Source organism: Mesorhizobium salmacidum (SeqCode) (assembly GCF_037179605.1).
Lineage (GTDB): Bacteria > Pseudomonadota > Alphaproteobacteria > Rhizobiales > Rhizobiaceae > Mesorhizobium > Mesorhizobium salmacidum.
In genome coordinates this window covers 21333-42895 of the sequence record NZ_JAPYKS010000001.1, presented here as the reverse complement: position 1 = coordinate 42895, position 21563 = coordinate 21333, and the positions used below count along the sequence as shown (strand labels likewise).

The following is a 21563-nucleotide window of genomic DNA, read 5'->3' as shown; positions in this document are numbered from 1 at the left end:
GCCTGATGGGAAGCAAACCGCATGAACTTGACGGTGTTTGGAATTGGCTATGTCGGCCTCGTGCAGGCGGCGGTGCTTGCCGAGGTTGGACACCAGGTCGTTTGCGTCGACATCGACGCAAGCAAGGTGGAGCGGCTCAACCAGGGCCTCGTTCCGATCTTCGAGCCAGGCCTTGAAAGCATCGTCAGGGAGAATCACGCCGCCGGCCGCATCAAGTTCACCACCGATGCGGCGGCCGCCGTCAGGCATGGCGAAATCCAGATGATAGCGGTCGGCACGCCGCCCGGCGAGGACGGTTCGGCCGACCTCAAATACGTGTTGACGGTCGCCGAGACCATCGGGCGCGAGATGGATACCGCCAAGATCGTCGTCGGCAAGTCGACCGTGCCGGTCGGCACCTGCGAAAAGGTGAAGGCCAGGATCGCCGAGACGCTGAAGAAAAGGGGGCGCGAGGATTTGCGCTTCGACGTCGCCTCCAATCCCGAATTCCTCAAGGAAGGCTCCGCCGTCGCCGACTGCATGAAGCCCGACCGCATCATCGTCGGCACCAGCAGCGAGGACACCGAAGCGGTGATGCGCGAACTCTACGCGCCCTTCAATCGCAACCATGAGAAGATGATCGTGATGGACGTGCGGAGCGCCGAATTCACGAAATACGCCGCCAACTGCATGCTGGCGACCAAGATCAGCTTCATGAACGAGATGGCGAACCTCGCCGAGCAGCTCGGCGCCGACATCGAGGAGGTGCGCAAGGGTATCGGCAGCGATCCGCGCATCGGCTACCACTTCATCTATCCGGGCCTCGGCTATGGCGGCTCGTGTTTTCCCAAGGACGTCCGCGCTCTGATCAAGACCGCCGAGGGCGTCAAATTCGACGCCAAGCTGCTGCGCGCCGTCGAGGAGCGCAACAACGACCAGAAATCCGTCCTGTTCGACAAGGTGCACCGCTATTTCAAGGGTGATCTCACGGGCAAGACCTTCGCGCTGTGGGGCTTGGCCTTCAAGCCCAACACCGACGACATGCGTGAGGCGCCGGCGCGTGTGCTGATGGAAGCGCTTTGGAACGCCGGCGCGACCGTGCAGGCCTATGACCCCGAGGCCATGCAGGAATGCCAGGCCATCTATGGGCTGCGCGACGACCTGATGCTGTGCGGCACCAAGGAAGCGGCATTGCGCGGCGCCGATGCGCTGCTGATCGCCACCGAATGGAAGAATTTTCGCGCACCGTCCTTCGATGCGCTGAAGGCTGCACTGACCACGCCGGTCATCTTCGATGGCCGCAACCTCTACGATCCCAAGGTCGTGGCGCGCCACGGCATCGAATATCACTCGATTGGCAGGCTGGCCGCGTGAGCAGCTGAATGCAATCACGACAGCTGTTAACCCCGCGTCGTGCGCTCCGCGCTCTGGGCAGTTTGCGCGACATGCATCAGGTCGACGGAAGATAGCCAGCTTGAATTGGATAGCCGGCCTTGAATTCGTGTAGCCCCGTGCAACGTCACCAACGCGCCATCACTCCAGCTGAGCAGCGCGTCATCGTGGTGTGTGAATTGAGGCGATCATGTCGATCGCTCGACGCTCACGGGCTGGCCACCATGCCCTTCAATGCGACGCCGCGGGTCAATGCATGCCGCCCAAAAGTGATCTCGGTTTTGGGAAGACGACATGCATAAAAACAAAGACCAAGCGCGTCGCCTGAATCCGCTTCGACGCGAAGCGCTTTAGGCGGTTCGGGGCTTGGCCGAAAACATCTTGTTGAGATTTTGCACAGGGCTATCGACCATTCTTCGGAAAATGTCAGCCACCAAAAGCGACACTGCAAGAACCATGGGCAGGACGATCCACACAGGAGCACCAATCAACGTGCCTATTTTCGCGACAGCGATGAGCACAGTGAAATGAGTGAGGTACAATGGGTAAGATATATCCCCCAGCCATATCAGCGCCGGCTTATCGAGGAAACGGCTACTCCCGGGCGAAGCGAACGCCATAAGAATTATGAGGCCAGCACCAACTCCGGAGGAGATGTGGCTGAAAAGTAACCCGTCATAGATGATCCAACGAGCCTCCAAAAGAAGAATTCCCATGGCCCACATCAACGCAACGACAACGGTTGGATATTTGGCGATAGCTGTTTTCAGTATGTCTCGATAGACGGCCAGGAAAGCTCCACCGACAAAGATCGGGATATAAATGGAGGTCTGCAGAAGGGACTGCGTTACGCTGCTGGCGGTAAGGCTAAATGCTTCGGGCCAGATCGCCCCGGGCACCAAGAGGACCAACGACAAAGTTACCATGGCCTTTGGAAATTTCAGAACGCCCCAGACTATGAATGGCATCGCGATGGATATTCTTATCTCGTGTACGAGAGACCACATTATGGGCGATAGCGTCATATGTTGGGTCAGTCCTGTCATTAACAAATGACCCACGACGGACTTGATTGAAATCGCACCAGGTGGCATGTGCTGGAGCCATTCGCTGTATCCATCTCCGATGGGTTGAACGAAAAGAGCCTTTGATGCAATTATTGCCAGCAACAATGCGACGGCAAAGGGCATCCAAATTCGCACTATTCTCTTTGCGGCATAATTGGCAAAAGAATCCCGTGCTTTGAGAATAGCCAACGTCAAGACAAAGCCGCTTAATATGAAAAACACCAGTACTGCTTCGTGCCCACTCCAGAAGATGTGGAGCGGAGAATAGGTAATTACGTTCTCCCAGCGCCAGGTGAAATGGCGTGTTGCGTTTGGGTCTGCCCACACAAGCAAATCGATACCTGGAATGGCCAACACCAAGTGACTCGTTAGTACGACGATAGCTGCAATTCCACGAATTGCATGCAGGGAATTGAAACGGTCTTGAGTCAATATTCGCGCCCTGAATTAATCGACGTAGCGGCGGTTATCTAACTGCGAAGAAGTCCCGCTTGACATAGGCACGAAATGCCCGGCGCTGGGATATTCGAGTGCGAGCGCCCCGAAGGGTTGAAATCCTCGCACGCAGGCCGGGTGTCGGCTGCGGCGCGTAAGGTTCGACTTTGAAGACCGACGCAAGCTCCGGAAAGCGCTCCATGAGATCGGTATAAGACTTGTGGAAACGCCATCCCCATGGCGGGACGGCAGCCTTCCAAGGTTTGGCGGGGCCGGTGAAATGGATAATCTTTGGCGCGAGAATTCCGTGGCACTTGAGCTTGGCGTAGACATTGTGGAAATTATAGGCTGGCGAGAGCGGTTCGACATTTTGCTCAAAGACGGCATTGAGCGCACTCTGGTCGTGCCGAATGAATGTGTCGCCGTTGCTGAAGAATGCGTTTAGCGCTTTGGGACCATAAATGGCCCAAGTGTCCCGGTTGCATGCCAGCACTCCGGAGTTGAAGTAGCTCTGACGCGTGGCTCCCGCCAACACATCGAAATAGCCTTTAGGATTGAGCCCCAATCTATCGTCGGGATCGAGCCAGGCGCTACCCCTGCCGGCCGCGATCCAACCGTCCCGGACCCGATGCCGAACGAGCGGCGCAATGTCTCCAACGATTTGGATATCGCCATCAAGATAAACGATGTTGCGATACTGCGACGGCAAATGGTCGGCTATCACGAGCCGCGCCAAAGCGGTGACTGGCACGTGGTTCTTGGCAAACGCCACGCCATCCGGTGGCACATAGGACGTGTCGGGCAGCGCGATGAAGGATAGCGCCCGACCTGCACGGTTCTGAAGTGTGTCGATCAGTGCTGGATCGACACCGACCGTGTAGATGATGATGTCGGCCAACGCGTCGATGCCTTGCGCCGTCAACTGAAGTGCCGCCAGGAGTGATGGACCGAGATATCCGTTGTCGGTCACGAAGACGACCGCGGTGTCGTGCTTTTTCCCTTTCATGCCCACCGTCCAAGCAGGCGTGCGCCCCTGCCCATCAAAAGCCGCTTGCCCAGGGCAATCAGTTCAGTTTCGGGTCCTACAGGTCGTCGCATCAAATTCCACTGCAGCAATTGCGCTCCGGCAAAAGCGATCGCTCCAATGGCGATCTGTGACGCGAGGTTCAAAATCATCTCGGACGTTTCGACGCCGGATGGAAGCGCCGACCGAGAGACGAGCACGGCCGCGATCATGACTCCGGCACTTGCCAGGCTTCGCAGATTGGGGCGCACCTGTGCCAGGTAGCCAATGCCGGTGAGTTGCCGCACGACCTGAAGATTGAAAAAGATGCCGATGACCCCCGCCACCGCTCGCGCGATTGCCACGCCGGCAAGTCCACCAAGCCAAAGTCCCACGACGACCGAGGGGACGCGCAGGACGAATGCCTGAACGTCACGCTTGAACAGCAATCGCGTGTCGCCCGTTGCCATCGCCAGCGGTTGCGCCAGGCTTCCCAGGGTTTGAATGGCAAACACGGCAGACAACGCCTGGATCACGATTACGGCGGGAAGCCACTTGTCCGTCATCGTCAGCCGGACCAATGGTTCGGCGATCAGCGCCATTCCGACACCGACGGGCAATGCGATCATCGTGACGAGTGCTTGCGACGACTGGTAGACCTTTTCCAGGCCGCCGTCGTCACGGTTCTTCACATGGGCGAATGCAGGAAACAGCACCGAGGTCAAAGGAGCGATCGCCTCGCGCGTCGGCATGGCGGCGAGATTGTCGCCCACCGAATAATATCCAAGCGGGGTCTTGCCGAGGAAGGCCCCGATCAGCAGGTGGTCGAACCGCCAGTTCAGCGTGTTGATAGCCTGTGCAAGGGTCAGCCAGATGGAATAGCCGAACATCTCACGCCAGTGCCGCAAGCCCGGCTTTGGCCTGAAGGGCGCGACTATATAGGAAATGACGAGGCCAGTGAAATCCGATGCCAACGTTCCCGCAACAAGCGCCCAGTAGCTTTTGAAGATGAACGCGAACACGGCAGACACGATGAGCCCGACAAGCTTCTGGGAAACTTCGACCAGGAATTGCTGCCAGAACACCAGGTCGCGCGTGAGGAGGATTCGACGCGGACTGCCAAGCCCTCCTATCAGTGTCGAAATTGCCAACGCCGCCAGCACCGGCGGCAAGCGCGGTTCCGCGAACGCCGATTCGGCCGGCATCGCGACGACCATAAGCATCGCGGCGACCGCCGCGGCACGCACCGCGCTTAGCGTCCAGGCGGTATCAAGATGTTCCTTGGTGGGATTTGGATGATGGATGAGCACAGCGCCGATCGAAATTTCGGTGACTGAGTTCAAGATCGCGAGCACGGTCCAGCCGAGGGCGACAATTCCGAAATCGCCGGGAGTGAGCAGCCGCGCTAGGACAAGCGTACTTACCAAACCCAGGAGATTGGTGATGAGCCGAGCCGCGGTGATCCATGCCGCGCCCTTGGCCAGTCTTCCCTTGATTCCATCCACGCGCCGGCGCCTCCAGTACACTCAGAACCGACACATCCCCGCCCGCGATCGATATTCGATCAATGTCCGATACGACCGTTTTTATTCCCCGTCGGGTCAGGGCGCAAGCATTTATGCCGCAGTGCAGCATTAAAACGGATGTGGCTATTGTGCACCGCAGTCGGTGGGGCAAGATGGAAAAGAGCGACACACAAAAGGATCGACTTCTGATGACGCACCAGAAATGGCTGGAAGACCCTCCGCAAGGGAGCCGGACGACCGAAGATCTTCAAATTGCCTTGCGGCATCGTATCAGAGAAGTCTTGCTCCCGCTGATAGCCGGACGCGGCGAGCGCATCCACCTTATTGATCCACCGGAGCATCCCAACGTCGGCGACTGCGCGATCTTGTTGGGCGAATTGGATTTTTTCAAACGCGAGCTTCCCGGCAGCCAAGTGGCATTCCACGACTGGAGTACCTACAGCCCGTCATCTGACCGACACATCGAGCGCGCATCCGTTCTCTTGATGCATGGCGGGGGCAATTTCGGGGATATATATCCTCACCACCACGAGTTTCGTTTGAAAATCCTTCGGCGCTTTCCCAATCGACCGACCATCCAGCTGTCTCAAAGCATCCACTTCGACTCACCGGCGGTGTTGCAGGAGACGCGTGACGCCATCGCCGCGCATTCCGATTTCACATTGCTGGCTCGTGACACAAAAAGTGAAGCCTTTGCCCGGGCGAATTTCGATTGCCAAGTGGTGCTCTGTCCGGACATGGCATTCGCCATGGACCGGATCGTCCGCAAGCCGGCAAATGTGGACGCGTTCTGCCTGTTGCGCACTGACAAGGAAGCGGTGGCGCCGCATGAGGAAATCAAGAGGCAGTTGAACCAGATGGGGCTCTCCGCGGAGGCGAGAGACTGGTTGGATGATCCCAGAACCGCGGCTCGATTGGCGGACATATTGTTCTCCAAATTCACGCGTAAGTTTCCTGCCGCCTATCCGCTGCTGGCACCCTTGGCGCTTATCGCACGCCGACGCTACGCGGAGACCCGGCTGAGGGTGGGTATCGATCTGTTGAGCCGCGGGCGTATTGTGGTCACCGATCGGTTGCATGCTCATATTCTGAGCACGCTTCTCGGAATCCCGAACGTTGTTTTCAGATCCTTCGATGCCAAAGCTGCTGCTTTTTACGACACCTGGACACATGCGGCGCCCATCTGCCGGCTAGCTGATGGTCCCTCCGACATGGTCCATGCTGTCCAAGCCGTGATGCCGCCGAAATGAGCCAGATCATTGGAATGCCGGATTGCAGCTCTTCGCCGCACTACGCGGCGGTGATCCGCGCATATCAATGCACGCCGCTCCTGATCGAAGTGATAGAAGCGCTGCGAAGACAAAGCGTGCCTCCGAAACGGTTGATCATCGTGGATTCGTCGCGCGATCCGGCCGTATCCAGCGCGTTTGAAGAGCTTGGTGCGGATATCGTGACATATCCTTCCGAGGACTTCAATTTCTCGAAAGCGATCAATCTCGGTGTCGCAGTCAACGACCAGCCTCTCACGCTCATCATCAGCAGCCACATGCTCATTCGGGCGCCTGACCTGATAGCGAAAGGATGGGACGCTGGTCTTAGTGGGGGCATGGAGATTGTCTACTGGAGGCATCCACCAGCACAGGATGCCCCGCACGAGTGCCACACCGTTATGACCAATCACAACTTCAACGGCAGAAATGGCCTGTCCAATACCATGGCCATGATCCCTACTCGACTGCTACGAGAGCGTCCCTTCCGGGAGGAGGTCTTTTCGGCCGAGGACCAGGAATGGACCAAGTACTATTTGGCATCCCGCCGTCACGCGATGTTGCGCATCGACACCAGGGATGTCAGCTACAGCAATCCCAACCACAACGCCGAGACATGGAGCGAGACCAAGCTTCTGCGGGAGGAATTGGCAATTGGATACTTCGTCAATCGGCGGCTACTTTTGCCGGACAGGATCATCGCTCGGCTTCTGCGAGGTATTCTCGCCACTTTGCGCCGCCGACCAGAAAAAGCTCGAGTGCATTTCGGCTTTGCCTGGGCCATGACTAAAGCAAATTTCAAGCAACCAAGTGCAAAGTCGCGATATTTTTGAGCCGTGGAGCATCTCCCGGGGCGTGGCGGCTGACATTTTTGGCGTTCGAAAGATCAGAACGGCTTTTTTTTGAGTTTAAGGAGCGGTGATGAGAAATTCTGTTGATGAAAATATCAACATAGTATGCGTGTCCGATACAAACTATGTACCGCATCTGGTTGCACTATTGAAATCAGTCCAATCAAATTCTGGTCATGATGACACCTTCAATGTGCATATTATACACGACGCTATAAGTGAAGATTTGCAAAAATTAATATCGGCCGAATTGAGAGGGATGGAGGTTCGCTGGTATTCAATTGTCGGCCACGACGCTCTGACGTTGCCTCCTCTTCTGCAAATAAGCCGCGCTACATATTTGCGTCTTATCATGGACGAGGTTCTGGATGAATCGATATCTCGTCTCATATACCTGGATATCGATATGGTTGTAACGGGCAGCCTGAAAGAGCTTTGGCAATGCGAGTTGGGTGACTGTGTTTGTGCGGCTGTTCCTGATCCTGGTATAAATATCGAAGCGTTCGCGCAGAAGTATAATTTGGCCCTCCCCGGTCAATATTTTAACGCGGGGATGATGGTATTTGACATGCAGCGCGCTCGTATCGATGGAATTCTGAGAGGTGCATTGAATCTGTTGCTGGAGCATCCATCCAAGTTTGAATATGCCGATCAGGACGCCCTGAATGTCGTGTTGTGGGGTAAGTGGAAGCAGGTGGATGCGACTTGGAATTTCCAGAGAGAGTTTATGTACGATGATCTAGCCGCATGGCGCGTGATGTCGAGAGATAGGCATACCGTGCCGAAGATCATCCACTTTACGGAGAGCGTTAAGCCGTGGAAGGCTGGAGAGTGGCACCCGTTTGCGTGGCTTTATTGGAAGCACCTGCTCCGGTCGGGATTCGCCGGGGAGGTCATGCGAAAAGAGAACATCAGATATCGAGACATTATCAAAATGTGGCTTAAGTACCTATTCAAGAAACCGAATTTGGCTCGGGGCTCGGCCAATCCGTAGGGCGCCATCCTGCTTCGTCTCGATCCACGCATTTTATGCTGCAGCGCAATATGCACTATGCACAAATTTATCGCCAGTCGATGGTCTTCCGCGACCTGACTCCCCAATGGAAACTTCCAGAGCTGGCAAGCCTTTGAAACGACGTGATAAATCCATTCAGAGCGTGTGGTTCTCCTGACTGTTTGGCATTCGCCTTGATCAACGCACCGGGTCGATTTTTGCTACGCCGCAGCAAAAATGTTGCGATGCAGCAAGAGCTGTACTAGGCTCGCCTCGGGTGGGTCAAACAGCGGTCGAGTTTTCATGCTGCATGTCTTGTACCTTGTACACGATGTTTCCGATCCGGCGGTTCGCCGGCGGATCACGATGCTCCGGACAGGTGGCGCCCAGGTCACCCTGGCTGGCTTCCGCCGTACCGCCACCCCGGTTGCCGATATCGAAGGATTGCGGCCGGTCGACCTTGGCGCGACGCGTGACGGCCGATTCGCGCAGCGTCTGGCGGCCGTGGCGAAAACAGCAGTTTCGATAGGTTCGAAGCTCAAGGGCATGCCGAAGCCCGACATCATCATCGCGCGCAACCTGGAAATGCTGGCGTTGGCGCGCCGGACAAGGTCGGCTTTCGGCGCCGCGGTCCCGATCGTCTATGAATGCCTCGACATTCATCGCCTGGTGCTCCGCGACGATGTCCTGGGCAAGGCGCTGCGCGCCACCGAGCGCCATCTGGCGCGGGACGTGAAGCTGCTGGTGACCAGTTCGCCCGCCTTCATCGCCAATTATTTCAAACCCTTCCGCCAGGTCGCGGCACCGGTGGAACTGGTCGAGAACAAGTATTTCGAGGCAGCGGCTGTTCTGCCTGGCGAACGCGAGGCGGTGGAAGGACCTTGCGCCCCGCCATGGCGTATCGGCTGGTTCGGGGCGCTTCGGTGCCGCCGCTCGCTCGAACTGCTGGCCGGCTTCACGCGCCGTATGGAGGGCCGGTTCGAGATCGTACTGCGCGGCCGCCCGGCACTTTCCGAATTTCCGGATTTCCATGCCTTCGTCGATGCCGAACCTTACCTGTCGTTTCGCGGGCCGTATCGCAACCCGGAGGACATGGCGGCGATCTATCAGGACGTCCATTTCTCCTGGGCGATCGATTTCTTCGAGGAGGGACAGAACTCCGAATGGCTGCTGCCCAACCGCCTTTATGAAGGCTGCCGCTTCGGCGCGGTACCGATCTCGATGGACAACACCGAGACCGGACGGTTCCTGCGGCAGCGCGATATCGGCGTTTTGTTGCCGCAGGCCACGCCCGAGGCGCTGGAAACAGCACTTGGCAGGATGGAACAACACCGCTTCGGCAGGCTCAAGGCGCGCGTGCTGGCCCACAATCCGAGGATGTGGAGCTACGATCGCGGCGACTGCAGCGCCCTGGTCGAGAAACTTCGCCGACTGACCATCGCGCGCGAGCCTTTCACAACCGAAGTTTTGGCCTAGGAGAAACATCGCCCGATGACGCAAGCGCCTGCCGCCAGCCTGATCGTGATCCCGTGCCTCAACGAGGCAACTCATATCGGTGCGCTGCTCGACCAGCTCTGCCCGGCGGCGGAACGGCTTGGCGCGCGGATCCTCGTTGCCGATGGCGGCAGCACCGACGGTACGCTGGCAATTGTCGGCGAGCGCCAGAAGAACGATCCGCGCATCATCCTGCTTCACAATGAAAGGCGCATCCAGAGTGCCGCGATCAACCTGGCGGTGTCCAAATTCGGCGAGGGCGCGCAATATCTGATCCGCATCGATGCCCATGGCGGTTATCCCGACGACTATTGCGACCGGCTGATCGAGGAGGCGCAGGCCACCGGCGCCGATTCGGTGGTGGTTTCGATGCTGACCAGCGGCAGCGGCACCGTGCAGAAGGCGGCGGCGGCGGCGCAGAACTCCAAGCTCGGCACCGGCGGCTCCAAGCATCGCCACCTCTCCGCCGGCGAGTGGGTCGACCACGGCCATCACGCGCTGATGCGGATATCGGCCTTCCAGGCCGTCGGCGGCTATGACGAGACGTTCAGCCACAACGAGGATGCGGAACTCGACTATCGGCTGAGGCAGGCCGGCTACAGGATCTGGATGAGCGGCAGGACGCAGATGGTCTACTATCCGCGTACTTCGCTGCGCGGCCTCTATTTCCAGTACCTCGGCTACGGCCGTGGCCGGGCCAAGAATGTGCTGAAACACCGGGTGATCCCGAAGGTTCGGCAGATGGTGCCGTTGGCGGTCTTCCCGGTGGTTCTGTTGGCGGCCTTCTCCTTCGTGCACTGGATTGCGGCGCTGCCGCTGTTGCTGTGGGTGGCGGTGTGCCTGGGCTACGGCCTGGTGACGGCCATCAGTCAGCGCAATGCCGATATCGCGCTTGCCGGCGTCTCGGCGATGGTCATGCATTTCGGCTGGTCCGTCGGCTTCTGGCTGCAGCTTCTCGGCCTCGGCGCGTGGCGGAGGGCGGCGTGATGGTGGCTGGGGTCAGGAACCGCAGCATCGACATCGGCGTGTGCACGTTCCGGCGGCCGGAACTGGCCGACACGCTGCGCTCGCTCGCCGCGCTTGCCATGCCTGACGGCTTCGAGGTCGGCGTCATCGTCGCCGACAATGACGACACGCCAAGCGCCAGGGCGTTGGTGACGGCGCTGTCGCAGGAATTGAAGCTGCCGGTCCGCTACCGGCATTGCCCGGCGCGTAACATCTCGATTGCCCGCAACGCTTGTCTCGACGCCAGTAAGGCGGATTTCCTGGCCTTCATCGACGACGATGAGACCGCCACCGCCCACTGGCTCGCCGAACTGGTGGCGATGGCTGAACAGAGCGGTGCCGCCGCGGTTCTCGGCCCGGTGCGCGCGCTCTATCGCCCGGATGCGCCGGACTGGATGCGCCGCGGCGATTTCCATTCCACCTTGCCGGTTCGCGTGCGCGGCGAAATCCGCACCGGCTACACCTGCAACGTCCTGCTGCGCATGGGATCGGACAGCCTGCGCGACCGCCGCTTCAGCCTGGCGCGCGGCCAGACCGGCGGTGAGGACACCGAATTCTTCGACCAGATGCACAAGGCAGGCGGCCGGATCGCCTTTGCGCCGGAAGCATGGGTTGACGAGGCGGTGCCGAGGGCCAGAGCCGCGTTCGACTGGCTCAGCCGCCGTCGTTTCCGGGTCGGCCAGACGCACGGCCATCTCCTGGGCCGCAATGCCGGCGGCATCGCGCGGGTGAAGCAGGCCGGCCTTGCCGTGGCAAAGGCCGCTTATTGCTTCGCCGCCGCACTTCCGGTTGCCGCCAGCCCGATGCGCAGGAACCGCAGCGTACTGCGCGGCATCATGCATGTCGGCGTCGTCAGCGGCCTTGTCGGTGTCCGCGAACTGCGCCTCTACGGCCAGCCTTCACCAGAGGAAGGGGGCAAGCATGCAGCCTGATGGTGCCTTCGTCCCCGACGTTTCTTTTGTGATTGCCGCCTACAATGCCGAGGCAACCCTTGATCGGGCGATCGCCAGCGCTATCGCCCAGAAGGGCGTCAGCCTCGAAATCATCGTCGTCGACGACAAATCGCGTGACGGCACACTCGATGTGGCGCGAGCCTATCCCGAGCACATCGTACGCGTCGTGGCGCTCGAAAAGAACAAGGGCCCCGGTGGGGCCAGGAATGCCGGGCTCGACGCCGCGCGCGGCAGGTGGATCGCGGTTCTCGATTCCGACGACGCCGTCTTTCCCGGCCGCATCGCCGCCATGATAGGCCGCGCCGAAAAGGCGGACGCCGAGATCGCCGTCGACAATCTCCAGGTCGTCCGTGAGGACGGTGTGGTCGAGGACGCGATGTTCCCGCGCCAGTATCTGGAAGGTCTGCGCGAGATAACGCTCGCCACCTACATCGCCGGCAACGTCGTCTTCGAATCGAAATTCAATTTCGGCTACCTCAAGCCGATCTTCCTGCGCAGTTTCCTCGACGAGAACCAGCTGCGCTATGACGAGAAACTGAGGATCGGCGAGGACTACATCCTGTTTGCCGACGCTCTCGCCAAGGGCGGCAGATGCGTGGTCGAGCCTACTATCGGCTATGCCTATCATATTCGCAGCGGCTCCATCTCCCGTGTGCTCGAGCTTCATCACGTCGAAGCGATGCGCAAAGCAGATGCGGTATTCGCTCAAACCCACCAGATGGATGAGGCCGCGCAGGCAGCGTTCGCCCGGCGCGGCCGCAGCCTGCGCAAGGCAGCCTCGTTCCTGGCGATGATTCAGCACATCAAGGCGCGGTCCCCGCTCAAGGCGATCGGGACGGCGCTCAGCGACCCGGCGGCGGTCGGGCATATGAGAATGCCGATCGCCGTGCGGTTGCGAAGAGTAGCGGCACAGTTTGCCGTTGGGGTGGGGAGGTGAAGATGCAGGCACATGGAGGGATTTTTCGTGGCCTGTGAATGGACTGAAGTCGATCTCCTCAGAAGGAATTTGCGATGAAGAAAATCAGGAAGGCCGTGATACCGGTGGCGGGGCTTGGAACAAGGTTCCTGCCGGCGACCAAGTCGATGCCGAAGGAAATGCTTCCCGTAGTCGACAGGCCCGTCGTGCAATACGCGGTGGACGAGGCCTTCGAGGCCGGCATCGAACACATCGTGTTCGTGACGGGCCGCAACAAGGCGGTCATCGAGGACTATTTCGACCTCCATCCGGAATTGATCGGAACCCTGGAGCAGACCGGCAAGAAGGCGCAATTGCAGTCTCTGGAAAGCCTGCTTCCGGTGGCCGGCGCCACCTCCTTTATCCGCCAGCAATCGCCGCAAGGCCTCGGACATGCCGTCTGGTGCGCGCGCGAGGTCATCGGCAACGAGCCCTTCGCCCTGCTTTTGCCTGACATGGTCTCCTTCGGAGGGCGCGGATGCCTGGCCGAGATCACCGACCTCTATGCCGAGACCGGCGGCAACGTCATCGCCGTCGAGCGCTGCGATCCGACCGAGACCAACAAATATGGCATCGTCGGCCGTGGCGCCGACATTGGCGGCGGCTTCGAGGTGACGGCCATGGTCGAAAAGCCGGCGCCGGCCAACGCGCCGTCGAACTTCTACATCAACGGCCGCTATATCCTGCAGCCCGAGATCTTCCAGCTTCTGGGCAACCAGCAACGCGGCGCCGGCAATGAGATCCAGCTGACCGACGCCATGGTCCGCCTGTCGCAGGAGCAGCCATTCTTTGCCCAGCCCTTCAAGGGCCGCATGTTCGACTGCGGTTCCAAGGAGGGGTTCATCCAGGCCAATATCGCCTTCGCGCTGGCGCGCGACGACATGAAGGGCCCGGTTTTCGAGATGCTCCGGGAGTTCGTCCGGACGCATGAACGCCAGGAAGAAGCCGCATAATGCCCATCTTTCGGGAGCATTGTCGGATGGCTGACGGCGGAGGGGCCGGTCGGCTCCTCGCTGTCCGGCACCAAGCGTGTGTCGCGTCCGCCAATGCTCCCGATCTTTCTGGGGCCCGCGAGCGAGACAAGCCAGAATTGGACCGAAGATGAATTATGCCAATTTTCCTCTCGACAAGAGGATGCCATTGCCGAATTCGGACGCAGGAGACGGCGACGACTTCATCGATATCGAGCGGCTGCTTGGCATGGCCGCACGGCAGGCCAAGGTGGTTGGCGTGTGCGCCATCATCGGTCTTTTCCTGGGCTTGCTCTATCTGCAGACGACGCCGCCAAAATATGTGTCGGTCTCCAGCGTGCTGATCGATGAGGGCCTCAACAAGATCGTCGACGACATCTCGGCGGCATCGACAACCATGCAGACCGATTCGGCCATCCTGAGCCAGATCGAGATCCTGACCTCGACCCGGCTCGCCGCCGTGGTCGTCGACAAGCTCAAGCTCGACCAGAACGACGCGTTCATGAACCCGCCCCAGTCGGCGCTTGCCCAGGGCGTCGGGATGATCCGCGGTCTGATCCAGTATGTCCATCCGAGCCAGGCCACGCCGGGCGTCGGCGATATCTCCAAGCTCGACCCCGCCGCGCGCGATGCGCTGATCGCCACGTCGCGACGCGACTATGCCATCCTCAAGCTGCAGAACGAGATCCGGGCCGATCGCGTCGGGCGAAGCTACGTCATCGCGCTTGGCTATCAAGCGACGGATCCGGGTTTGGCGAAAGCCATCACCAAGGCCTATGCCGACGCCTATCTCGCCGATCAGCTCGATGCCAGCTTCGACGCCACCGAGCGCGCGGCCGTCTGGCTGCAGGGCCGGCTGACCGAACTGCGCGAGAGCTCGCAGCAGGCATCGCTGGCGGTCGAGAAATTCAGGGCCGAACACGGCCTGTCCGCCAACAGCGACGGCCAGCTGATGAGCGACAAGCAGCTCGCCGACCTGAACGCCCAGCTCATCGTGGCGCAGGCCGACACGGCACGTGCCAGCGCCCGCTACCAGCAATACAAGTCGATCGTCGACAGCGGTTCGGACAACGCTTTCAAGGACGCCGCCATATCCAGCGACCAGCCAAGCAGCGCAGTCATCGCGGCGCTGAAGACGCGCTATCTCACCGTCGCCAAGCGGCAGCAGGATGTGGAGGCGAATTTCGGCCCGCAGCATCCGCAGGCGGTGGCGCTCGCCAAGGAGAAGGCCGACATATCGGCGCAGATCTTCGGCGAACTGAAGCAACTGACCCAAAACTATCGCAACGAATATGAGGTGGCGCTGGCGCGCGAGACCGCGCTCAGGGCCAATGTCGCCGCCGCGCAAGGCAAGAGCTCCATCGACAATCAGTCGCAGGTGAAGCTGCGCGAGCTCGACCAGAAGGCGACGGCGCTGACCACACTCTACCAGACGTTCCTCGGCCGCTACGAGGAAGCCGCGCAGCAGCAATCCTTCCCGGTCGGCAAGATCCGCATCATCTCGGATGCGTCGACGCCGCTTGCCGCCTCGAGCCCGCGCACCGTCATCGTGCTCGGCCTTTCGCTGGTGCTCGGCGTTCTGATGGGCGCCGGCTTCGGCGGGCTCAACGAGTTCAACGAGCGATTCTTCAGGACCGGCGACGAGGTGCGCGACCGCGTTGGCCTCAAATTCCTCGGTTACCTGCCCATCATCGGCAGCAAACCGACGAAGGAAGACAAACCGGACGAGCCCGATCTCAAGGTCGCCAGATCGCCGGCTGCCATTGAAAGGCGCGCGCGAATGCGGGTAAGCATCGACGCTCCGGCGTCGATGTTCTCCGAAACGCTGCGCAGCGCCAAGATCGCTTTCGATGTCGTCATGGAAGGGCAAGCCAGCCGAGTCATCGGCGTGGTCTCGGTCCTGCCCGGCGAAGGCAAGTCGACGGTCGCGGCCAATCTCGCCGGTCTGCTCGCCGCCAACGGCGCCAGGACGCTGCTCATCGACGGCGACCTGCGCAATCCGGGCCTCAGCCGCAGCCTCGGCATGGAAGCCGAGCAAGGGTTGATGGAAGCCGTGGTGAGCGGTCAAACCTGGCAGTCCGTCGGCAAGATCGACAGGCAGACCAAGCTGGCGATCATTCCGGCGGTGTCGCGTGGGCATTTCTCGCACACCAGCGAGCTTCTCTCCTCGGCCGGCATGCGGCGCTTCATCGAGAACGCCAAGGAGACGTTCGAATACATCGTCGTCGATCTGCCGCCGCTGGGGCCAGTGGTCGACGCCAAGGCCTTCGCCCCGCTCGTCGACGGCTTCGTTCTGGTCGCCGAATGGGGCCGCACGCCGCGCGCCATGGTGCGCTCCATGCTGGAATCCGAACCCTATGTCGCAAACAAGATCGTCGGCGCGGTGCTGAACAAGGTCGATCTGAAGAAGCTGGCCAAATACGGATCGTTCGGCGCGTCGGAGAAATTCTTCGACAAGTACTCGAGCTACTATCTCGACAAGTCGGAAGTGCGGTCGAAGACGGCGGCCTGAGATAGGCCGCCGCTCTCATTTCGAGATTGCGCAAAGTTTCGGCCGTCCCGCCCTGCGGCCGTCACAAAGTTCGCAGCGCCGCAACATCGCGGAACGGTAGCGCCACCCAGATGCCGGCAGTGCTCCCTACACGCCGATGCCACGCGCCTTCAGCGCCGCCGTGATTTCCTCGAGGATGGCGGGGTCGTCGATGGTCGCCGGCATCGTCCACGCTTCCTTGTCGGCGATCTTCTGCATGGTGCCGCGCAGGATCTTGCCGGACCGCGTCTTGGGCAGCCGCTTGATGGTCACCACCGTCTTGAAGGCGGCGACCGGTCCGATACGCTCGCGCACCAGCGCTACGACCTCCTTCTCGATGGCGCCGCCTTCGCGCGCGACACCGGCGTTCAGCACCACGAAGCCCAGCGGAATCTGGCCCTTCATCGCATCGGCGATGCCGACGACGGCGCATTCGGCGACGTCGGGATGGGCGGCCAGCACTTCTTCCATCGCGCCGGTCGACAGCCGATGCCCGGCGACGTTGATGATGTCGTCGGTGCGGGCCATCACGTAGAGATAGCCGTCCTCGTCGATCATGCCGGCATCGGCCGTCTTGTAGAAGCCGGGGAACTCATCGAGATAGGCCTGGCGGAAGCGGGCATCGGCGTTCCACAGCGTCGGCAGGCAGCCCGCCGGAAGCGGCAGCTTGACCACGACATTGCCCAGTGTGCCGCGCGGCACCTCATCGCCGGCATCGTCGAGCACGCGGATGTCGTAGCCCGGCATCGGCACACCGGGCGAGCCGTATTTCACCGGCAATAGGCCGAGCCCGGCGGGGTTGATCGTCATCGGCGAGCCGGTCTCGGTCTGCCACCAATGGTCGATCACCGGCACGTTGAGCTTCTGCTCCGCCCATTTGATGGTTTCGGGGTCGGCACGTTCGCCGGCGAGGAACAGCGTGCGGAATTTGGACAGATCGTATTTCGGCACGAACTCGCCCTTGGGGTCCTGCCCCTTGATGGCGCGGAAGGCGGTCGGCGCGGTGAACAACGCGACCACGGCATGCTCCGAGATCACCCGCCAGTAGGTGCCGGCATCGGGCGTGCCGATCGGCTTGCCTTCGAACAGGATGCTGGTGCAGCCATGCAGCAGCGGTCCGTAGACGATGTAGGAATGGCCGACCACCCAGCCCACGTCGGACGCCGCCCAGAACACTTCTCCCGGCTTGACGCCGAACTCGTTGTCCATCGTCCATTTCAGCGCGACCATGTGGCCTCCATTGTCGCGCACGATGCCCTTGGGCTGGCCGGTCGTGCCCGACGTGTAGATGATGTAGAGCGGGTCGGTCGCCAGCACCGGCACGCAATCGACATTGGCGCCGGCCGCTCGTTCGCGGGCGACGGCGTCGGCATAGTCGATGTCGAAATGGTCCTTCAAATCGCAGCGCAACTGGTCACGCTGCAGGATCAGGCAGGCGTCCGGCTTGTGGCGGGACATCTCGATCGCCTTGTCGAGCAGCGGCTTGTAGGCGACCACCCGGCCCGGCTCCAGGCCGCAGGACGCCGAGATGATCAGTTTCGGTTTTGCGTCGTCGATGCGGGTGGCAAGCTCATGCGAGGCAAAGCCGCCGAACACGACCGAATGCACGGCGCTGATGCGGGCGCAGGCGAGCATGGCGATGGCCGCTTCGGCCACCATCGGCATGTAGATGATGACGCGGTCGCCTTTGCCGACGCCGCGGTTCTTGAGCACCGAGGTCAGCGCCACCACTTCGCGTTTCAACTCGGCATAGGTGAACTTCTTCACCGTTCCGGTGATGGCGCTGTCATGGATCAGTGCGATCTGGTCGGCCCGCCCGCCGGCGACATGCCGGTCAAGGGCGTTGTAGCAGGTGTTGCAGGTCGCGCCGGTGAACCAGCGGCCATAGACGCCGGCGGCGGCATCGAACACCTTGTCCCAGGGCGAATACCAGTCGATTGCCTCGGCCGCCTCCGCCCAGAATTTTTCCGGGTCGCGTTTCCAGCCGTCATAGACCTCATGATAGCGTGAAGCCATCCGTAACCTCCCCAGGAACGATTTGCGGTCCTCGGCAATAGCCTATGTTGTTTCTTCGGGCGATGTCTCCCTGCATTTTCGTCTCAGTCGGCCGCGTCTTGACCTGACACGCGCGGTGTCGTGAAGTGGCGGCTATCGAGGGGGTGAACGAATGCACCATCGGTGGTCTATCGCGGCAAGGCCGGCGATTGGGCTGGCAATTGGCGTGGCACTGGCGGTTTCAGCCGGGACCGCTCATGCCGGAGATGCCGCGGCACGGCGTATCATCGGCTTCTCGCCCGATGGCGTCTATTTCGCCTTCGAACAATACGGAACGCTCGACGCCGGTGCCTCGGCCTCCGGCTATTCCGAGATCGATATCATCGATATCAGAACCGACGAGTTCGTCGGCGGCAAGCCGATCCTGATCGTCGACGAATCCGAGGAGTCGACGCTGAGCCTCGATCAGGCAAGGGCGCAAGCCACCGCCAAGGCAGGACCCACCCTTGCCAAATATGCCATCGCATCGCGCGGCAAGCAGACGGCTTCCGACAAGTTCACCTTTCCCGGTGAGATGGTCGCCTACAACGACATTCCCCGCCTTGAGCAGGTGTCACAGAAATGGCTTTCGCCGCTCTATGACGAAACCGGAGCTTCGACGATCCAGTTGGAACAGATTCTGGCCGGCAGCACGGCCGATTGTTCGGCGAGCTTCGATGACACCCAGCAAGGCGGCACATCGGGCAAGGCGCTCGGTTTCCGGCTGACGCTGCAAGGCCAGGACGGCAAGCCTTTCAGGACCTTGCATGAGGACAAGGCCGTGCCGGGCTCGAGGAACTGCCCGAGCTCCTACAGCCTGTCGGAATCCTATGAATACACACCGGCTGGCAAGCCGGCGGTGATCGTCGTGCTGGTGCAGCGCTTCAGCCAGGGCTTTGAAGGGCGTGATCGCCGCTTCATCGCCGTAACCGGACAGCTCCGATGAGCGATCCATCGATAGCCGTCTAACGAACCGGATTCGCTGAACAAATGTGGATTGCACTAGATCGGCAAGGCCACCAGCATGAGGCCGACACCGCCGAAGATCAAAATGGCTGTCGCAAGAGCTTTTCGATGACGTTCGAAAGTCGTTGGAGCCCGCTCCCAATTGTAACGCATACGCTTATCTCCCCAGGTCCCGAGGAGTTCTTACCTTACCCAAAGGAAGAAAAGCAACGGTCTTGCCGGTCAACGCACTCGCCTGCCGCGTCATTCCGACGACTGTTTCTGGGACGATTTCGGCCGTGTATGGACGTTGCGGCCTGACGAGAGCCTATCGCAAACATAGAGGCCTGCGGGCCATACCCCAGCCGGCCGATAGACAGCGCCCCACCACCGCGCTATCTCATTTCGGGGTTTTGCATGGCTTTTGGGGCACGTGATGGAAATTGCCTCTGGAACGGTTCTGCGGCTGGCGGACGATGCCTCGGTTCAGCATGTCGGCGACGGCGCGGTCGTGCTTTTGGCGCGCAGCGGTCAACTCTATACCTGCAACGGCACGACCGAAGCTTTTCTCGACAAGGTGGATGGCGCGCGCAGCCTCGGCCAGATCGTGGGCCTGCTTTGCGAGGAGTTCGAGGTCGACAAGGGCACGCTTGACGAGGACATGGCGGCGCTGGCCACCGATCTTGTTTCGGAAGGCATTCTCGCCGCTCCAGGACTCGATAGCTGAAAGGACTGCTTAATGGCGGACAGTCCTCTCTTGCGCGCCTTGTTTCGCTGCCATCTCTGGGCAAGCGCGCGGCTGATGCCGGTCCTCATTGCCAACCGCAGCTTCGAGGAGGTGCTGAAATGGGCGCCGCTCGCTTCGCCGACGCCCTATCGCGGTTTGCCAGCCCCCTACATTATCGCCCGCGTCAACCGTGCCGTGCGCCGTCCCTGGCTGATGCGCGACCGCAGATGCCTGCGGGAAGGATTGCTCGGCCACCGTTTCCTGCGCCTCGCGGGCTTCGATCCGGAGTTGCACTTCGGCGTCGATCCGAAGTCGCTGCAAGCGTCGCGGCTGTCGGCGCATTGCTGGGTCTGCCTCGACGGCAGGCCGGTGGTCAGCGACAGCCTTCCCGGCATGGTCGAGATCTATCGCCACCATGACCGCGCCTCGAAAGTGCGCGTCACTTGACCAGACCTTGCGTCTTCTATGATCTCAACGGCCATGTCCTCGGCATTTCGGCCGACCGTGCCGAGCTATGGCGGGACTTCGACAGGATGCTCGCCAGCCTGCGCGTCGAAGGTTCGACCGAAGCGGATTTTCATCTCGACATCGTCGAGGCGGAAGCATTGGACGAGACACCCGGCGGATCCCTGGTCTTCGACGGCGAGATCCCGGACGACGGCTACTGCCGGATGATCACGGACGGCGCCAGCGTCCATCTGGTCCTGCCAGGACGCCAGACCGTCGAGATCAACGAGAAGGGCTGGGCTCGACTCCGCATCGTGCCCGACAGCAAGGCCGCCTGGACGCCTTCGATGCTGATGCTGGACGCAGCACTCGATGCCGGCGGCCAACATGTGCTGCACACCGCGGGCCTGACGCTGCCGGGCCGCGACGCCGTCGTGCTGGTCCATGCCCCGAGCGGTACCGGCAAGACCACCACATCGCTGGCCTTGGCAACGCAAGGATTCGGCCTGTGCTCCGACGATGCCATGATCCTGAATGTCGCTTCCGCCACGCCTGTTGCCTGGGGTTTGCCCCGCCACGTCAAGATCCATGAGAAGACAGCGCGGATGATCCCGCTTGTGGCGCCATGTCTCGGGCCGTCCTGGGACCGTAACGGCGAACAGGCTGTTTCGCTGGAAAAGCTGGGTGGGATCATAAAAATCGAGAACCCGACCGCCCGTCCGGTAGCAGCACTCCTGCACCTTGCGCGATCGGCCGACGAAGAAACCCGGCTCACGCCCATGGCCCGGACCGACGCGATGGTGGCGCTGGCGATGGACAATGTCCGCACCGGCATGACCGGCCTGCTGCCGCTGCAGAAGCGCCGGCTGGCGACGATCGGCAAGCTGGTCTCCTCGGTGCCGACCTTCACCCTGGAAGTGGGCGCGCGTCCGGCCGATGCGGCGGCGCTGATAAGCGCCACATTGACGTCACGGGACTGACGGCCAC

At 60.8% G+C, this 21563-nt stretch carries 18 protein-coding genes; 14 read left to right on the top strand and 4 right to left on the bottom strand.

Features of this window, described 5'->3' with window-relative positions; genetic code table 11:
* The first annotated feature begins 21 nt into the window (after positions 1-21).
* Positions 22-1353 (top strand): UDP-glucose dehydrogenase family protein, encoded by a 1332-nt coding sequence (locus O7A60_RS00200; RefSeq protein WP_337104490.1) that lies wholly within the window; start codon positions 22-24, stop codon positions 1351-1353.
* A gap of 368 nt (positions 1354-1721) precedes the next feature.
* Here O7A60_RS00200 and O7A60_RS00195 read toward each other — a convergent pair whose 3' ends face one another.
* The 3 genes from O7A60_RS00195 to O7A60_RS00185 are packed head-to-tail and all read right to left on the bottom strand — an operon-like array spanning position 1722 to position 5381.
* Positions 1722-2870, bottom strand: coding sequence for an acyltransferase family protein (locus O7A60_RS00195; RefSeq protein ID WP_337104489.1), 1149 nt, complete (start codon positions 2868-2870; stop codon positions 1722-1724).
* Positions 2871-2904: 34 nt separating this feature from the next.
* Complete coding sequence (locus tag O7A60_RS00190; protein WP_337104488.1) at positions 2905-3879, bottom strand: glycosyltransferase family 8 protein; 975 nt, start codon at positions 3877-3879, stop codon at positions 2905-2907.
* Complete coding sequence (locus O7A60_RS00185; protein WP_337104487.1) at positions 3876-5381, bottom strand: lipopolysaccharide biosynthesis protein; 1506 nt, start codon at positions 5379-5381, stop codon at positions 3876-3878. The genes O7A60_RS00190 and O7A60_RS00185 overlap by 4 nt, the downstream gene beginning before the upstream one ends.
* A gap of 62 nt (positions 5382-5443) precedes the next feature.
* Here O7A60_RS00185 and O7A60_RS00180 point away from each other — a divergent pair, with 62 nt between their 5' ends.
* From O7A60_RS00180 to O7A60_RS00140, 9 genes are all read left to right on the top strand, one after another.
* Positions 5444-6652: a polysaccharide pyruvyl transferase family protein gene (locus O7A60_RS00180; protein WP_337104486.1), complete on the top strand. Its 1209-nt coding sequence runs from the start codon at positions 5444-5446 to the stop codon at positions 6650-6652.
* Positions 6649-7503, top strand: a complete 855-nt coding sequence (locus tag O7A60_RS00175; RefSeq protein ID WP_027142868.1) for a glycosyltransferase family 2 protein — start codon at positions 6649-6651, stop codon at positions 7501-7503. Before O7A60_RS00180 ends, O7A60_RS00175 begins: the two co-directional genes overlap by 4 nt.
* Before the next feature lie 88 nt (positions 7504-7591).
* Positions 7592-8515 carry a glycosyltransferase family 8 protein gene (locus O7A60_RS00170; RefSeq protein WP_337104484.1) on the top strand — a complete coding sequence of 308 codons (924 nt, stop codon included), beginning with the start codon at positions 7592-7594 and terminating at the stop codon, positions 8513-8515.
* A gap of 303 nt (positions 8516-8818) precedes the next feature.
* Entirely contained in the window at positions 8819-9991 is a 1173-nt protein-coding gene (locus tag O7A60_RS00165; RefSeq protein WP_337104483.1) for a glycosyltransferase family protein, read from the top strand.
* 15 nt (positions 9992-10006) lie between these two features.
* Positions 10007-10996: a glycosyltransferase family 2 protein gene (locus tag O7A60_RS00160; RefSeq protein ID WP_027142871.1), complete on the top strand. Its 990-nt coding sequence runs from the start codon at positions 10007-10009 to the stop codon at positions 10994-10996.
* Positions 10996-11946 (top strand): glycosyltransferase family 2 protein, encoded by a 951-nt coding sequence (locus tag O7A60_RS00155; RefSeq protein ID WP_337104870.1) that lies wholly within the window; start codon positions 10996-10998, stop codon positions 11944-11946. Before O7A60_RS00160 ends, O7A60_RS00155 begins: the two co-directional genes overlap by 1 nt.
* Positions 11936-12904, top strand: coding sequence for a glycosyltransferase family 2 protein (locus tag O7A60_RS00150; protein ID WP_337104482.1), 969 nt, complete (start codon positions 11936-11938; stop codon positions 12902-12904). Before O7A60_RS00155 ends, O7A60_RS00150 begins: the two co-directional genes overlap by 11 nt.
* 74 nt (positions 12905-12978) lie before the next feature.
* The gene (locus O7A60_RS00145) at positions 12979-13875 is read left to right on the top strand and encodes a UTP--glucose-1-phosphate uridylyltransferase (RefSeq protein WP_140746177.1); all 897 of its coding nucleotides are present in this window, start codon (positions 12979-12981) and stop codon (positions 13873-13875) included.
* Positions 13876-14023: 148 nt separating this feature from the next.
* Positions 14024-16405, top strand: a complete 2382-nt coding sequence (locus O7A60_RS00140; protein ID WP_337104481.1) for a polysaccharide biosynthesis tyrosine autokinase — start codon at positions 14024-14026, stop codon at positions 16403-16405.
* Between the two features lie 126 nt (positions 16406-16531).
* Here O7A60_RS00140 and O7A60_RS00135 read toward each other — a convergent pair whose 3' ends face one another.
* Positions 16532-18439: a propionyl-CoA synthetase gene (locus tag O7A60_RS00135; protein ID WP_337104480.1), complete on the bottom strand. Its 1908-nt coding sequence runs from the start codon at positions 18437-18439 to the stop codon at positions 16532-16534.
* Positions 18440-18590: 151 nt separating this feature from the next.
* Here O7A60_RS00135 and O7A60_RS00130 point away from each other — a divergent pair, with 151 nt between their 5' ends.
* From O7A60_RS00130 to O7A60_RS00115, 4 genes are all read left to right on the top strand, one after another.
* On the top strand, positions 18591-19403 hold the full coding sequence (locus tag O7A60_RS00130) for a DUF2259 domain-containing protein (RefSeq protein ID WP_337104479.1): 813 nt from the start codon (positions 18591-18593) through the stop codon (positions 19401-19403).
* 435 nt (positions 19404-19838) lie between these two features.
* A complete protein-coding gene (locus O7A60_RS00125) occupies positions 19839-20129 on the top strand; it encodes a PqqD family protein (RefSeq protein ID WP_149905695.1) in 291 nt (96 codons plus the stop codon).
* Between the two features lie 12 nt (positions 20130-20141).
* On the top strand, positions 20142-20576 hold the full coding sequence (locus tag O7A60_RS00120; protein ID WP_337104478.1) for a lasso peptide biosynthesis B2 protein: 435 nt from the start codon (positions 20142-20144) through the stop codon (positions 20574-20576).
* Positions 20573-21556, top strand: coding sequence for a phosphoenolpyruvate carboxykinase (ATP) (locus O7A60_RS00115; RefSeq protein WP_337104477.1), 984 nt, complete (start codon positions 20573-20575; stop codon positions 21554-21556). Before O7A60_RS00120 ends, O7A60_RS00115 begins: the two co-directional genes overlap by 4 nt.
* Positions 21557-21563: the final 7 nt, after the last annotated feature.